Source organism: uncultured Faecalicoccus sp., from assembly GCF_944327125.1.
Classification (GTDB): domain Bacteria; phylum Bacillota_I; class Bacilli_A; order Erysipelotrichales; family Erysipelotrichaceae; genus Faecalicoccus.
Genome location: NZ_CALVGO010000002.1, coordinates 1 through 16207 on the forward strand (window position 1 = coordinate 1; position 16207 = coordinate 16207).

14 protein-coding genes are annotated in these 16207 nt (G+C 39.7%); 10 read left to right on the plus strand and 4 right to left on the minus strand.

What is annotated here, in order from left to right; genetic code table 11:
• Positions 1 to 206, minus strand: a 206-nt coding sequence (locus Q0K03_RS00460; RefSeq protein WP_297236585.1) for an ROK family protein, incomplete at its 3' end; no start/stop codon positions are given.
• A gap of 185 nt (positions 207 to 391) precedes the next feature.
• On the opposite strand from Q0K03_RS00460, the gene Q0K03_RS00465 reads away from it, so the two are divergent.
• Positions 392 to 1180 (plus strand): sulfite exporter TauE/SafE family protein, encoded by a 789-nt coding sequence (locus Q0K03_RS00465; protein ID WP_297236587.1) that lies wholly within the window; start codon positions 392 to 394, stop codon positions 1178 to 1180.
• A gap of 109 nt (positions 1181 to 1289) precedes the next feature.
• Here the strand turns inward: Q0K03_RS00465 and Q0K03_RS00470 are convergent, their stop codons facing one another.
• Both Q0K03_RS00470 and Q0K03_RS00475 read right to left on the minus strand, forming a co-directional pair.
• Positions 1290 to 2474 (minus strand): acetyl-CoA C-acetyltransferase, encoded by a 1185-nt coding sequence (locus Q0K03_RS00470; protein WP_297236589.1) that lies wholly within the window; start codon positions 2472 to 2474, stop codon positions 1290 to 1292.
• A 153-nt stretch (positions 2475 to 2627) separates the two neighbouring features.
• Positions 2628 to 4079: an arylsulfatase gene (locus tag Q0K03_RS00475; RefSeq protein ID WP_297236591.1), complete on the minus strand. Its 1452-nt coding sequence runs from the start codon at positions 4077 to 4079 to the stop codon at positions 2628 to 2630.
• 183 nt (positions 4080 to 4262) lie between these two features.
• Here Q0K03_RS00475 and Q0K03_RS00480 point away from each other — a divergent pair, with 183 nt between their 5' ends.
• The 8 genes from Q0K03_RS00480 to Q0K03_RS00515 all read left to right on the plus strand — a co-directional run bounded on the left by Q0K03_RS00480 (position 4263) and on the right by Q0K03_RS00515 (position 13539).
• Positions 4263 to 5615: a carbohydrate ABC transporter substrate-binding protein gene (locus Q0K03_RS00480; protein ID WP_297236593.1), complete on the plus strand. Its 1353-nt coding sequence runs from the start codon at positions 4263 to 4265 to the stop codon at positions 5613 to 5615.
• Between the two features lie 76 nt (positions 5616 to 5691).
• Positions 5692 to 6573: a sugar ABC transporter permease gene (locus Q0K03_RS00485; protein ID WP_297236595.1), complete on the plus strand. Its 882-nt coding sequence runs from the start codon at positions 5692 to 5694 to the stop codon at positions 6571 to 6573.
• 11 nt (positions 6574 to 6584) lie between these two features.
• Complete coding sequence (locus Q0K03_RS00490; RefSeq protein WP_297236598.1) at positions 6585 to 7460, plus strand: carbohydrate ABC transporter permease; 876 nt, start codon at positions 6585 to 6587, stop codon at positions 7458 to 7460.
• Between the two features lie 13 nt (positions 7461 to 7473).
• Positions 7474 to 7647 (plus strand): hypothetical protein, encoded by a 174-nt coding sequence (locus Q0K03_RS00495; RefSeq protein ID WP_297236600.1) that lies wholly within the window; start codon positions 7474 to 7476, stop codon positions 7645 to 7647.
• A gap of 12 nt (positions 7648 to 7659) precedes the next feature.
• Positions 7660 to 8751, plus strand: a complete 1092-nt coding sequence (gene ugpC / locus Q0K03_RS00500) for a sn-glycerol-3-phosphate ABC transporter ATP-binding protein UgpC (RefSeq protein WP_297236602.1) — start codon at positions 7660 to 7662, stop codon at positions 8749 to 8751.
• Positions 8752 to 8761: 10 nt separating this feature from the next.
• A complete protein-coding gene (locus Q0K03_RS00505) occupies positions 8762 to 10243 on the plus strand; it encodes a UDP-glucose--hexose-1-phosphate uridylyltransferase (RefSeq protein WP_297236604.1) in 1482 nt (493 codons plus the stop codon).
• Positions 10240 to 12387 (plus strand): 1,3-beta-galactosyl-N-acetylhexosamine phosphorylase, encoded by a 2148-nt coding sequence (gnpA, locus tag Q0K03_RS00510; RefSeq protein WP_297236606.1) that lies wholly within the window; start codon positions 10240 to 10242, stop codon positions 12385 to 12387. The genes Q0K03_RS00505 and gnpA overlap by 4 nt, the downstream gene beginning before the upstream one ends.
• A 72-nt stretch (positions 12388 to 12459) precedes the next feature.
• Positions 12460 to 13539, plus strand: coding sequence for a radical SAM protein (locus Q0K03_RS00515; protein WP_297236608.1), 1080 nt, complete (start codon positions 12460 to 12462; stop codon positions 13537 to 13539).
• 38 nt (positions 13540 to 13577) lie between these two features.
• Here Q0K03_RS00515 and Q0K03_RS00520 read toward each other — a convergent pair whose 3' ends face one another.
• A complete protein-coding gene (locus Q0K03_RS00520; RefSeq protein ID WP_297236610.1) occupies positions 13578 to 14783 on the minus strand; it encodes an acetyl-CoA C-acetyltransferase in 1206 nt (401 codons plus the stop codon).
• 272 nt (positions 14784 to 15055) lie between these two features.
• On the opposite strand from Q0K03_RS00520, the gene Q0K03_RS00525 reads away from it, so the two are divergent.
• Positions 15056 to 16195, plus strand: a complete 1140-nt coding sequence (locus tag Q0K03_RS00525) for an acyl-CoA dehydrogenase (protein ID WP_297236612.1) — start codon at positions 15056 to 15058, stop codon at positions 16193 to 16195.
• Positions 16196 to 16207: the final 12 nt, after the last annotated feature.

Sequence of the window (16207 nt, forward strand, 5' to 3'; positions counted from 1 at the left end):
GGTCCGGGGATACCCAATCCGATTCCTTCTGCGTTTTCATAATCTTTTAGGGATGAAATTAGATTTTCCATCTTTTCCATAACGTGTTCTTTCCCTAAATTGGCTTCTGTCCGGTCTTTTTTTACTTCCAGGATCTTACCATCTTCCTGTACCAATGCAGCACGGATATTGGTTCCTCCTAAATCGACCGCAATAAATGTTTTCATATTGTACTACACCTTTCTATTATTACTTTTATTATAGTCGATTTTTATTTTTATGGGTACAAAGAAAGTTTGTTTGTATTTATGAAATGACAATTCCTCTAAAGAATTAAACAAGATATTTTTAGTTAGTCCTATTTTCTTGGTTTATAATGTTAGTAAACAATTGTGATTTCAGGAGGTTTTCAATGTATATACTTTTTTTCTTGATTAGTTTTCTTGCCTCGATCATCGGTGCCATCTGCGGCATCGGCGGGGGAATTATCATTAAACCGGTAATGGATGCCTTTGGAGTTCTGGACGTATCAGTAATCAATCTATTATCGGGGTGTACGGTTTTATCCATGACGACCTATTCTGTATGTAAAAGTTTCATTGCCAAAGATTCTACCGTCAATATGAAACTGGGAACTCCTTTGGCTATTGGAGCAGCGATTGGCGGCCTGATTGGTAAAGAACTGTTCAGTTATGTTGCTTCATTGTTTGCAACGCCAAACACAGCCGGGGCTGTTCAGGCAGCGGTATTGTTCATTATTACATTAGGAACCTTGATCTATACGATTCGCAAAGATCAAATACAAACCTTGAAAGTCACAAGTATTTTGATTTGTGTTCTGATCGGTTTGATTTTAGGATGTTTTTCTTCATTCCTTGGTATTGGCGGGGGACCGATCAACTTAGTGGTTCTTTATTACTTCTTTACCATGAAAACCAAGGAAGCGGCTCAGAATTCCCTCTATATCATCTTGTTTTCACAGGGGGCCAGCCTGATCAGTTCGCTTTTGAGCGGAAATGTTCATGATGTCGATCTTCTGCTTTTGGCAGGGATGATCTTCTGCGGAATCATGGGAGGTGTCTTTGGTCGAAAGATCAATAAAAAGATTGATGAAAAAATGGTCGACAAACTCTTTATTGGTTTGATGATCTTGATCTTAGTAATCAATGTCTATAACGTGATCCACTATCTTTCCATCTAATTTTTGTAACTGTATAAAAACGGAAGTTCCTCTATCTTGGGGACTTCCGTTTTTTTTGTAAAAAAAAGCTGCCTGTTTTTACAAGCAGCTGTTAAATGTTTGGATGGAATTAGTCGCGTTCTACGATCGTAGCGCAGCCCATACCGCCACCGATACACAATGTGGCAAGACCTTTTTTCGCATCGCGTTTCTGCATTTCATGCAACAAGGTTACTAAGATACGGCATCCACTGGCTCCAACAGGGTGACCCAATGCGATGGCTCCACCATTTACATTGACTTTGTCCATGTCAAAGTGCAGATCTTTAGCAACCGCAACGGATTGAGCAGCGAAGGCTTCATTGGCTTCGATCAGATCCATATCATCAACGGTCAGTCCGGCACGTGCCATAACTTTTTTCGTAGCGGCAACAGGTCCGATACCCATGATTTTTGGATCCACACCGGCTAAAGCGCCTTCAACCCATGTAGCCATTGGTGTTACACCTAATTCTTTTGCTTTTTCTTCGCTCATAACAACGATAGCTGCGGCACCATCGTTGATTCCTGAAGCATTCCCGGCAGTAACCAATCCACCTTCTTTTCCAGAACAGCAACGTAATTTTGCCAGAGTTTCTGCAGTCGTTCCAGCACGAGGTCCTTCATCTTTCTTGAATTCAACGATTTCTTTTTTAACTTTTACAGGAACCGGAACGATTTCATCATCGAATTTTCCTTCAGCCTGTGCTTTTTCACATTTTTGCTGAGAGTTAGCAGAGAAGGCATCCAGCTCTTCACGAGTCAGACCCCACTGATCACAAATGTTTTCCGCTGTGATCATCATATGGTAATGATTGAATGCATCGGTCAAGGCATCGTTGATCATGGTATCCACCAAAACACCATTGTTCATGCGATAACCAAAACGAGCTTTGTTCAATGCAAATGGTGCCATTGACATGTTTTCCATACCACCGGCAACAACGATATCCGCTTGACCGGCTTTGATCATAGCGGCCGCCTGGTTTACACAATTCAAACCAGAACCGCAGACAACGTTCAATGTTACGGCAGGAACTTCAATAGGAAGTCCGGCTTTGATAGACGCCTGACGAGCAACGTTTTGTCCCTGAGCAGCCTGGATTACACATCCCATCAAAACTTCATCAACCTGTTCTGGTTTAACACCAGCACGGTTCAATGCTTCTTTGATTACGATAGCACCCAAATCAGCAGCAGGAGTATTGCTTAAAGCGCCTCCCATTTTACCGATGGCTGTACGGCAGGCACCGGCTAATACTACTTTCTTTGTCATTTTGTTTTTCCTCCATTTTCAGATAACAGTATATCTATCCAAAACAAACTTTATCATAGCTTCCAGCTAAAATCAATGAACAAATTAATTTTTTCACAAGTGATTATTTTTAGTTTTCTAACAAATAAAAAAGCGGATTTATGAGAATCCGCTTCATTGAGGATGTTTGATCATATTCACGGCTTTTTGTCCGGGAATCAGATGTTTGCCATCTGTATAGTTTTCTGGACGACCGGTTAATTCTTTGATGAGACAGTTTCTCAATTCATTGATCTTGTCCAGATATTCCAAATCATTGATGGCATTATGGATTTCGTTTGGATCTTTGATCAAATCAAAGAACTGTTCGTTTCCGGTTTCGCTATACCATATATATTTTGCATTTTGAGTAACGATATAGTGGTTGGATAAGCCATCGTGGAAACTGTGTTCACCGTGAAGGTAATCTCGGATGTGGGCGCTTGTATCTGTCAGAGTTTCCTTTAAAGATAGTCCGTCCACGGTTTCGGGGATGTCTATGCCGCACAGATCAAGAAGAGTCGGCATGATGTCTCTTAGTTCCACCACTTCTGTAATTCGTTTTGAGGTGGTTTTTAAAATGTTTTTTCCTACCCGCATCAAAAAAGGAATGTGTACGCTGCCCTGATAAGGGAATACTTTTCTCCATAAATGATGGTCAAACAGCATTTCACCATGATCGCTGACGAAAAGAATAATGGTATCTTCCAAAACACCTTGTTCCTGTAGGGCCAACAGGATACGGCCAATCTGATGATCGACATGGGTGATGGAAGCATAATAGCCTGCCAGACAATCCTTTTTGAGCGATTCAATATCCGTTCCGTAGATGGAATCGTAATTAAATTGATTTTCAATCGTTTTTTCTATGTTGTCCCATTCACCTGTTACAGGAGGTCTTAAATCCTTACCCTTATATATATCTAAGTAGGATTTTGGAGGATCCAAAGGCATATGCGGCCGGACAAAGGAAGACATCAGGAAAAATGGTCGTGTTCTGTCCCTTGTCTGCAGGTAGCGTATACTTTGATCAGCAACCCAGTTGGTAGGATGAAGGTCTTCGTCGTAGATCCATGGATGTACGACAAACGAATTACATTCTGGTCCTGAAGAAGTCACATCGCCAAATTGACCAACCTTGTTTTTCAGATCCAATAGATAATCATCGTGAACTTCCTGATGCATCCAATGCGGAATATCTTGTCTGCGGTAGCATCCCAAATATCCATCGTGTAATTTCAATCCTTGAAAACCGCAGGTCAGACGTGGGGGATGCACATGCATTTTACCGATGCACTGGGTCTGGTAATTGGCATTGGAAAATTCTTCTGCCATATAATGTTGATAATCCCAATCGATGTTATCTTCATAGCCAACTCGACCGTGCCCTGTTTGAGAGCGTCCTGTTAAAAGTGCCGCTCTTGCGGGGATGCAGCTGGGGGTAGCGCTGTATGCATTTTCAAATACAACGCCTTGGGATCCAATGGAATCCAAATAAGGGGTCTGTACATCAGGGTGTCCCATGATAGAAAGGCAGTCACCGCGAAACTGATCGCACATCAACAATAGAATATTAGGTTTTGACATACCATATCTCCTTTATAAAATTTGTTAAAGTATACCATATTTATATTGTTTATTCACTTATTTTGGTGGTAAAGAGAGAAAAAGCAATATTTCTAAAAGCAAAAGCAACAAAAAGATAGGAAAACGCTTACATATTCTTGTATAATGGAAACAGAAATAATCTATGTTTCAAAGGAGGATTATATGAAGAAACTAATGAGAGCTGGAGCTGTTGCTCTGGCAATGGCTACATTCGTAACAGGATGTAGTTCTGGTGGAAGCGGGGACACTGCTGAAAGCGAAGTTCCTACTAACGAAGATGGACAGAGAATCTTAGCATTCGACGCATTCGTAGGTGGAAACGGAGAAGAGTTCCTGGAAGAAGCTGCAGCAAAATTTGAAGAAGCTAACGAAGATGTAGACGTTCAGATTCGCTGGAGCAAAGATATCGATCAGGAAATGCAGAAAGACAACGCTTCTGGTAAGTATGCTGACTTGGTTTACTATAACTTAGGTCAGGCTTCAAACTACACTGAATCTATGCTGAACAGTGGAAAAGTTATGGATATCAGTGATGTAATGGACGAAGTTGCTGATGAAATCGATACTTCAATCACTCAGCCAACTGCTGAATATTTCGGCGATGGAAAGAGCTACCTGGCTCCAATCATGTATACACCAGCTGGTTTATACTACAACAAAGCAGAATTAAGTGAAGAAGAACTTCCTACAACTTGGGATGAAATGTTTGCTTTAGGTGATAAAGTTCATTCTGAAGATGCAAACAAATACTTGTTCACTTATCCAATCCGTGGTTACTTCGATAACACTGTCTTAGGTATGCTGTATCAGGCTGGTGGAGAAGAATATTTCCAGAACGCTTTGAAATACGGTGAAGGAACTTGGGATTCTGATGAAGGAAAACTGATTCTTGAAACAATCGCTAAATTAGTTGGTCCTGAATACCTTGAAAAAGATACAGTAGCCAATGCAAACGTTGATGGTGGATTTACTGTTAACCAGCAGTCAATGATCGATGGAAAAGCTTTATTTATGCCAAATGGTTCTTGGATCGTTGGTGAAATGGCTGAAACAACTCCTGAAGGATTCTCTTGGGGTGTAATGCCTTTACCAGCATTCGAAGAAGGTGGAGAACGAGTTGTTACTACAATGACCGAAACAGTATGGATCCCTGCAGAAGCTGCTAACGCAGACGATGCAAAAGAATTCATCAAATTCTTGTATTCTGAAGAAGCAGCTGAAATTTTCGCTTCTCACAACATTGTATCTCCAAGAACTGGTTCAGCTGATCTGTTAGCTGACGAACAGTTAAAAGGTCTGTTTGACGTTTACAACATGGATGGTGTAAAAGCTGTATCCGGTACATACGCTGCTTACGATGCAACAGCTGTTCCTGATGTTGACTTCAAGGGAACTATCTATGGTCCAATCGAAGAAATCGCAAGTGGTAAAGAAGGCGTTACTGTTGAAACTTGGCAAGAATCACTGACAGAACTTTGGACAACATTACGTGAAAATCCTCTTTCTGCAGAATAAGAAAACAGTGATATGAATTTTATAAAGCGGTGATTCTTCACCGCTTTATTTGCACTAGAGAGATAAGGAGGACAAAATGACAAAAAAGAAAGCACAAGCGCGCTTTGTTGCTGCATGTCTGGCGCCTGCCTTGATTCTGGTTACTTTGTTTATCGTTATTCCTACCGTTCAGGTATTCCGATATTCTCTGTATCAAAAATCAAGCTTTGTAGGTGATGAGACTTTCATTGGATTTAAGAACTTTCAGACTTTGTTCAATGATTCCATCTTCCTTGAATCGATCCAAAACCAGATTTTGATCATTGTTGTTATTACAATGTTCACCATCGTATTGGCTATCTTCTTCGCAACTTTGTTGACAAGAGAAGAATTCAAGGGAAAAAACTTATTCCGTGTTATTTTCTATATTCCAAACATTTTGAATATCGTTATTATTGCAGGTATCTTCTCTGCAATCTATGCACCAAGTAATGGTCTGTTGAATACTTTATTATCTTCTATCGGATTGGATAGCTTGACTCGTCAATGGATGGGAGATCCAGAAATCATTATCTTCTCGATCATTGGGGCACTGGTATGGCAGGCAATTGGTTATTATATGGTAATGTATATGGCCAGTATGACTTCTATTCCAGAAAACTTGTACGAAGCAGCTTCTTTGGAAGGTGCCGGTAAATTTAAACAGTTCTTTATGATCACACTGCCTTGTATTTGGGATAATATTCGTCAAACTTTAACATTCTTCGTAATTTCCACGATCAATTTGAGTTTCCTGTTTGTACAGGTCAACACAAACGGTCAGTTTGGTACACAGGTAATGTTGAACTACATGTATTCTAAGGCATTCTCTGGAAACCTTGGTTATGGTATGGCAATCGGTGTAATCACGTTTATTTTGGCATTCTCTATGGCCGGTGCTTTAAATAGAGTAACGAAACGTGATCCATTGCAGTTCTAGGAGGTGTATTTATGAAAAAAATGAAAAGTTTATCACCTCATTCCTGGTATAAGATCTTTATATATTTTGTAATGATCGTTTTCGCAATTACAATTGTGGTACCAATTGCCTGGGTATTCCTGGCAAGTTTAAAGACACAGTTGGAATTAAATGCCGCCAATCCTTGGGCATGGCCTGAAGTGCTGCAATGGGGCAACTACGTAAAAGCTTTTGAGAAGGCAAGAATGGGTGATTATCTGATCAACACGGTAATCGTTGTTGCCATGGCTCTGGTTATCTTACTAGTTGTTGCCTTACCATGTTCTTATGTTCTGGCTCGATTCAAATTCAAAGGAAAGAAATTCATGAATTTGTTATTCATGGCTGGTTTGTTCATCAATATGAACTATATCGTATTACCGATTTATATGAATCTCTTTAATATCGATAATATGTTAGGGATGACCAATTTCCTTGTCGATAATAAATTGATTCTGGCAATCGTTTATGCTTCGACCAGTTTACCGTTTACTGTATATCTGTTATCCGGTTATTTCCAATCTTTGCCAAAAGCCTATGAAGAAGCCGCTTTGATCGATGGTTGCGGATTCTTTAAGACCATGACCAAGATCATGATTCCTATGGCTCGTCCTAGTATCATTACCGTTATTTTGTTCCAGTTCTTAGCGTATTGGAATGAATACATGGTAGCATTTACTTTGTTAGAGACAGATCATGCAACGCTTTCTGTTGGTCTTCGCAACCTGATGCAGGCACAACGTTCGGCGGCGGATTATGGTACGATGTATGCCGGGCTGGTTATTGCCATGGTTCCAACCTTGATTCTGTATATCATTGTTCAGAAGAAACTGACACAAGGTATGAGCCTTGGTGGTTTGAAAGACTAAGGAGGAAACAGTTATGTATGAAAGTAATATTTTTAAGACAATCTTAAAATTTGTTGCGTTTTTTATCTGTGTCGGCTTAGTCATCTATGGTCAGAAAACAGTAGGAATTCCTTACTTGATGATCCAAATTGTTGGTGTTATTGGAATCATGATTCTGATCTATCTGTACAATAGAAAGTATAAATAGGAGGAACAGAATATGGCAGAATTGTCTTTGAGACATATTGATAAAGTTTATGACAATAATGTTCAGGCTGTTTTTGATTTCAATTTGGAAATCAAAGATAAAGAATTTATTGTATTTGTTGGACCTTCTGGATGCGGTAAATCTACGACCCTTCGTATGATTGCCGGTTTGGAAGATATCACGGCAGGTGAGTTTTATATCGATGGAAAATTAATGAATGATATTGAACCAAAAGATCGTGATATTGCGATGGTTTTCCAATCATATGCGCTATATCCTCATATGAGTGTATATGACAATATGGCATTTGGTCTTCAGCTTCGTAAAACACCGAAAGATGAAATCGACAAACGTGTAAAAGAAGCCGCTCGTATTTTGGAAATCGAACCTTATCTGGATCGTAAACCAAAAGCGTTATCTGGGGGTCAGCGTCAGCGTGTTGCCTTAGGCCGTGCCATTGTTCGTAATGCTAAGGTATTCCTGATGGATGAACCATTGTCAAACCTGGATGCTAAGCTTCGTGTTCAGATGCGTAGTGAGATCATCAAACTGCACGAAAGAATTGGAGCCACTTCCATTTATGTAACCCATGACCAGACCGAAGCCATGACGATGGCGGACCGAATCGTTGTCATGAAAGCAGGATACATTCAGCAGATTGGAACGCCAAAGGAAATCTATAACAATCCTGCAAATATGTTTGTTGCCGGATTCTTGGGAGCTCCTGCGACGAACTTTATCCATGGTGTATACCAGGATCATAAATTCACTTCGGGTGAACATGTAATCGATGTACCTAAGATGTTCCATGAAAAAATGGAAGCTTACAATGGAAAGAAAGTTGTGATGGGTATTCGTCCTGAAGATATGCATTCGGAAGGTATCGTGGCGGAAACATATCCATCCGGGCGTTTTACATACCATATCGATGTTGCGGAATTATTAGGTCATGAATATATTCTTCACGGAACATATAATGGAGATCCATTAAATGCTAAGATTGCTTCGCGTACAGAAGTAAAAGGACATGAAGATATTGAACTGACTATGGATCTAAGTAAGATCCACTTCTTTGATCCGGATACAGAAAACCGTATCATCTAAGGATAGTTTCATGAATGAGGTAATTGAAACACTGCTGGATTATGCATCTCAACAGAATCTAATAGAAGATTCTGATCGAATCTATTGTCGCAATCGTATTCTTTCTTTATTAAAAGAAGAGAATTATGAAATGACAAACGAACGTGTTTCTTATAAATACGTCAATGATTTACTTGCACCGCTCTGTGATATGGCGGTGCAAAAAGGAATCATTGAAGACACCTTAAGAAATCGCGATGCCTTTGATAGTGAAATCATGAATTGTTTTATTCAGCGGCCTTCCGATTTGATTTCTAAGTTTGAGCTGCTTCGAAATCAGGATCCTAAGGCATCCACGGATTTTTTCTATCATTTGAGTGTATCCAGCAATTACATCCGAAAGGATCGAATTGATAAAAATGTTAGCTATAAAGCCAATACTAAATATGGAATGATGGAAATCACCATCAATCTTTCAAAACCAGAAAAGGACCCAAGAGATATCGCGAAAGCAGGACAATCTGTTTCGACTAGTTATCCATCTTGTGTTCTATGTAAAGAGTGTGAAGGTTACCATGGAAATTCAAAATGTGATGGAAGGAGCAATCATCGTGTCCTTCCATTATCATTGAATGGCGAAAAATGGTTCTTTCAATATTCTCCGTATGTCTACTATAACGAACATTGTATCGTACTTCGAAACGATCATGTTCCGATGAAAACTTCAAAAGAGACCTTTGCTCGTTTAACCGAATTTGTTTCTTTATTTCCTCATTATTTTCTGGGATCGAATGCGGACCTGCCCATTGTTGGCGGCTCGATTTTATCCCACGATCATTTTCAGGGAGGAAATTACGATTTTGCCATGGCCAATGCCGAGGTTTATTCAGAATTTGACCTAAACGGTATCAAAGCTCAGCGTCTATACTGGCCTTTAAGTGTTTTGCGTTTGAAGGGTAAAGATCGCAGTTCGCTGGTTGAATGTGCGGGACATATTTTAGATGTATGGCGCAATTATTCTGATGAAAGTGTTGATTTGTATGCGCATACGGGTGAAACTATGCACAATACGATCACAAGCATTGCGCGTATGCGAAACAACGAGTATGAACTGGATCTCGTATTTAGAAACAATCGAACTTCGGATGAACATCCTATGGGAATCTTTCATCCTCATCAGGAAGTGCATCATATCAAAAAAGAGAATATTGGTTTGATCGAAGTTATGGGACTTGCGGTACTGCCGGCTCGTTTAAAGGATGAAATGAACGGCATGAAAGATTATTTGTTGAATGGTTCCTGTGATCAAAGTATCGAAAGCCACAAAGTCTGGCTGAATGAATTAAAGGATAAATACGATTGGACAAATGAGAACGTCGATGATATCCTCAAAAAAGAAATTGCAGATGTATTTGTCCAAGGCCTTGAGCACTGTGGTATTTATACATTTGATTCGGCAGGGGATATTGCGTTTAAAAATTTAATTAACACAATAGAGGGGACGATAAAATGATAAACAAAGGAAGAGTAACAGTACCTACAGATGTAGATGTAATCGATGATACCATCAATATTATCAATCGCTGGAAAGCGGATGCGATCCGTGACTGTGATGGAACAGATATGCCTGAAGAACTTCGTTCGATGGATATCAAACAATACGCTACATATTACACGACAAGAAAAGATAATGAGTGGGCAAAGGCGAATCCGGAAGAGATTCAGCAAATGTACCTGATGTCGCATTTTGTTACGGCTAAGGATAAGGAATTACGTATTCCTATCATGAAGCATTTTTATAAAGACCAGTTAAAGCCGAATACGATTGATGATATTCATCGCTGGTGGGAAGTGATCGATCGTACGACTGACACGGTGATCAACAGTTGGGAATACGATGAAGAAAATCTGGAAGTGATCATCTATGATGCGATTCCTTACCATGCTTATACGGTAAGTTTCCTGGCTTTCGTGATCTGGGATCCTGTTCACATGTACAATTCCCTGACTAATGACTGGAAAGATGAAGAACATCAGATGACATTTGATGTGCGTCAGCCAAAAACACAGAAACATGTTTTAGAAAAATTCAGACGCTTCTGTGAAGAAAGAGACGATGTGAATGTTGTACGTTTTACTACGTTCTTCCATCAGTTCACTTTACAGTTTGATGAATATGCACGTGAAAAATATGTTGACTGGTTTGGATACAGCGCTTCGGTTTCACCTTACATTTTAAAACAGTTTGAATCGGAAGTTGGCTATCGTTTCCGTCCGGAATACATCATCAATAAAGGATTCAATAACTCAACATTCTGTGTTCCTTCCAAGGAATTTAGAGATTTTATGGATTTCCAGCAGCGTGAAGTATGCAAGCTTGCGAAAAAGTTTGTCGATATCTGTCACGAGTATGGAAAAGAAGCCATGATGTTCCTTGGAGATCATTGGATCGGTACAGAACCTTATGGAAAGTATTTTGAATCCATTGGATTGGATGCCGTAGTTGGTTCTGTTGGTTCGGGAACTACTCTTCGTTTGATTTCCGATATCAAAGGAGTCAAATATACCGAAGGAAGATTCCTGCCTTATTTCTTCCCAGATGTATTCCATGAAAATGGGGATCCACTAAAAGAGGCGAAAGTTAACTGGGTAACCGCAAGACGTGCAATTTTAAGAAGTCCGGTCGATCGAATTGGATATGGCGGATATTTGAAACTTGCTTTGAAATTCCCAGAATTTATCGATTATATCGAACAAGTCTGCAATGAATTCAGAGAATTGTATTCTCATGTCAATCAGCAGGAACCATATACTTTATTAAAAGTTGGTGTTCTGAACAGCTGGGGTGAGATTCGTCGCTGGGGTACACACCTGGTTCATCATGCCATCTGGTACAAACAAATCTATTCTTATACCGGTGTCATGGAAGCTTTAAGCGGATATCCGTTTGATGTACATTTCATCAGTTTTGATGAAGTTCGTAACGATCCGGATGTCTTAAAAGATATCGATGTTCTTTTGAATGTTGGCTCGGCTTATACAAGCTTCAGCGGCGGGGAAGAATTTGACGAGAAAATCATTGCCTCATTGAGAAAATATGTTGATCAGGGAGGCGGATTTATCGGTGTCGGTGAGCCTACAGCTTGTGCAAAAAACGGTAAATTCTTTACATTGTATGATGTATTGGGTGTTGATAAAGAATTAGGTTTCACCATGCATACGGATAAGTACAATTGGGATACTTATGATCACTTCATCACGGAACAGCTTACTCATGAAGACTGGGGTGAATGTGTCAACAATGTTTATGCCTTGCCAGGTACGACCGTTATCAAAGAAAAAGATCTTCATGTAAACCTCGCGGTCAATGAATACGGACAAGGACGTTCTGTTTACATCAACGGTTTACCATTCAGTTTTGAAAATGCCCGTTTATTATATCGCGCCATCTTCTATGCAGCTCATAAAGAGAACGATATGAAAAAATGGTACAGTGATAACTACAATGTGGATGTCAACGTTTATCCATCCACAAACAGTTTCTGTGCTGTCAACAATACATACGAACCACAAAAATCAGTGATCTATAAAGGCGATGGATCTTCTTTTGAAGTAGAACTTCCAGCTTGCGGAATTCAATGGTTTGATATGGATTAGGAGAGAGAATTCTCTCCTTTTTTCATTTGGAGTTATCGTGCAATCTATCTTTATTTTTTGTATACTATTTTTATGAAATCGATATCCTATTTGATAAAACCTGTTTCGTCTGCCTGCAATATGCAATGCCGTTACTGTTTTTATAAAGATGTAAGTTCTCATAGACAGACTGCTTGTTTTGAAGTTATGAATGAGGGAACCGTTCGTCATATCCTTGAACAAAGCAAAAATTATGATGATGTCACTTTTGCGTTTCAGGGAGGAGAACCGATGCTGGCCGGCCTTGATTTTTACAAGCGATTTGTCCGGGAAGCTGAACTTGTCTTAACAAAACAAAATATTCATTATGTTCTTCAAACCAATGGGATTTTGATCGATGAGGCATGGTGTGCTTTTTTTAAAGAAAAGGACTTTTTGATCGGAATATCCCTGGACGGTTATAAAGACAATCATGATTATTTCAGGAAAACAAATGAAGGCAAAAACACCTTTCATACAGTGTTTCAGGCGCTAACAAAATTACGTAATCATAATGTTTCCTTTAATATTCTTATGGTTCTGACTTCCAGTTTGGCCAAACATCCGCAGAAGCTGTTTCAATTTTTAATTCGAAATAGGATTCAATACGTACAGCTTATTCCGTGTTTGCCTGAAATTGGGGTAAACAAGGATATGTATTCATTGACACCTGAATTGTTCTACTCCTTTTATAAGATTTTCTTTGATCTTTGGTACAAAGAAGTTTTGAAAGGCAATTATATAAGTGTCGGATTGTTCGATAACCTGATTCTTTTATTTCAGAACAAAACGACGCAACAATGCGGCATGAGAGGATACTGCTCTTTCCAAAACATCATTGAATCTAACGGAAACGTATATCCTTGTGATTTCTATGCCGTAGACGATTATGTTTGTGGAAATATCAACGAGACAAATATCAATGAAATCCAGACCTGTTCAAAGGCCAATCAATTTATCAATACGTCAAAGAATAAATCGGACCTTTGTATACGTTGTCCATTTTATTCGATTTGTAAAGGGAATTGTAAAAGAATGAGTGTTTGTTATCGAAATGATACATTTTGCGGTTATAAAAAATTTTTAGAATACTCCGGTCCGTATTTTAACCGGCTGGCTCAAATGTTTTCATAAAAAAAACTCTGGCGTCATGACCAGAGTTTTTCATTTAATTAGTCACACATTTTTACGATGACTGCGGCGCCTTGACCTCCACCGATACACAGGGAAGCCAATCCTGTTTTTAAACCTCGTTTCTTCATTTCATACAATAAAGTAACCAGGATTCGGTTTCCGCTGGCTCCTACTGGATGTCCCAGGGCAATGGCTCCACCATTGACATTGGTCTTTTTCAGGAATTCTTCGCGATCCATACCGGTTGCTTCTTCCAGTTCATGTATCACACCTAAAGATTGAGCGGCGAAGGCTTCATTCAGTTCGACCAGTTCCATATTTTCTATCTTTAAGTCTGCATATTTTAAAGCATTCAGGATGGCTGGCGTTGGACCTAATCCCATAACGCGAGGATCGACACCGCCTTGTCCAAATCCGATGACTTCGGCGATTGGTTTTAAATTATATTTTTTAACGGCATCTTCACTGGCAACGATCGTAAAGCTGGCACCGTCATTGATTCCAGAAGCGTTTCCGGCTGTAACTGTACCATCCTTGGAAAAAGCAGGGCGTAATTTTGCCAATTTTTCCAAACTTGTCTGACGTGGATGTTCGTCGGTATCAAAGACAACTTCACCTTTTCGAGTTTGATGAACGATTGGTACGATTTCATCTTTGAAACGTCCAGACTGAATGGCTGCCAGGGCTTTTTCCTGAGAAGCAAATGCGAATTCATCTTGTGCTTCACGGGAAATATTATATTTTTTCGCAATGTTATCGGCAGTGACACCCATATGGATTCCATACATGGCATCGGTCAATCCATCATACAGCATGGAATCAACCATTGTCATATTACCGCTTTTCATTCCTTTACGTACTGTGTACGGAGTCAGGAATGGAGCACGGGTCATGGATTCAACACCTCCGGCAACGTACAAGTCTCCGAAATTTGCTTGAATACGAAGGCACGCTTCCATAACCGCTTTAAGTCCTGAACCGCACAGCATGTTGATGGACTGTGCACAAACTTCTACAGGAATACCGGCGTTGAAGGCAACATGACGGGCAATGTTTTGTCCTAACCCGGCCGCAATGACATTTCCAATTAAAACTTCATCCAGATTTTTAGGATCGATATTGGCTTCCTTGATGGTTTCTTTTAACACCTGGGCACCAAAATCGGCTACTTCGACATCGGTTAGGGAACCCATGAATGTTCCAATAGCGCTACGTTTAGCAGCAATAATATAAGCTTTTCTCATTTTGTTCTACCTTTCTGCTCCTTAAGGAGACTTCTAAGGTTAGAATAGTGCAAATATAAAGGGTTGTCAACAAACTTGTGAAAAAAATAATTAGTTTAAACAACTCGTGAAAAAGCAGTGAAAAATAACTTGTTAATTTTTGCACAAACTTATTGACGGCATGAACTAATCTTTGTAAAATATGAATGTATGAGAAGTTTATCAACAACTTTTATCATGCTTACGATATCCAATAATCGAAAGGTTCAAAGGAAGAAAGGAGAACTTCATCTATGGATTTCAATTTGACAGAACAACAAAAAATGATGCAGAAGTTGTTCAGAGAAGTTGCGGAAAACGAAGTAAAAGAAAACGCAGCGGATGTTGACGAAAACGAACGTTTCCCTAAAGAAAGCGTTGAAGTTATGCGTCAGGCTAAAATGTTGGGAATTCCTTATCCACGTGAATACGGTGGAGCAGGAGCTGACTATTTAAGCTATATCCTGGCTGTAGAAGAATTATCAAAAAAATGTGCAACTTCCGGCGTTGTTTTAAGTGCTCACACATCATTGGGTACTTGGCCAATTGCTCAGTTTGGTACAGAAGAACAGAAACAGAAATATCTGCCTGATCTTTGTACAGGTAAAAAGCTGGCTGCTTTTGGTTTGACAGAACCAAACGCAGGAACGGATGCAGCCGGTCAGCAGACTACAGCAGTATTAAAAGGAGATCATTACGTATTGAATGGTACGAAGATCTTCATCACAAATGCGGGAGAAGCAGATGTTTATATCATCTTTGCGATGACAGATAAATCAAAAGGAACTCATGGTATCTCTGCTTTTATCGTAGAAAAAGGTATGCCGGGATTCACTTTCGGTCTTCACGAAAAGAAATTAGGTATTCGCGGTTCAGCTACAAGCGAATTGATCTTTAATAATGTAGAAGTTCCTGTTGAAAACCTTTTAGGAAAAGAAGGACAAGGCTTCAAGATTGCCATGCAGACACTGGATGGTGGACGTATCGGTATCGCAGCTCAGGCTTTAGGTATTGCTCAGGGTGCTATTGATGAAGTCGTTCCTTATGTAAAAGCTCGTAAACAGTTTGGACGTCCTATTTCTAAATTCCAGAATACTCAGTTCCAGCTGGCTGATATGCAGTGTAAAACCGATGCGGCTCGTTTATTAGTTTACCGTGCTGCCATGGCAAAAGAACAAGGTCAGCCTTATACTGTATTGGCTGCTGAAGCGAAATTGTTTGCTGCTGAAGTTGCAATGGAAGTAACTACCAAAGCGATCCAGCTGATGGGTGGATATGGTTATACTCGTGATCTGCCTGTTGAAAGAATGTTCCGTGATGCAAAAATTACCGAAATCTACGAAGGTACATCTGAAGTACAGCGTATGGTAATTTCTGGAGCAGTATTACGTTAGAAAGGAATCGTT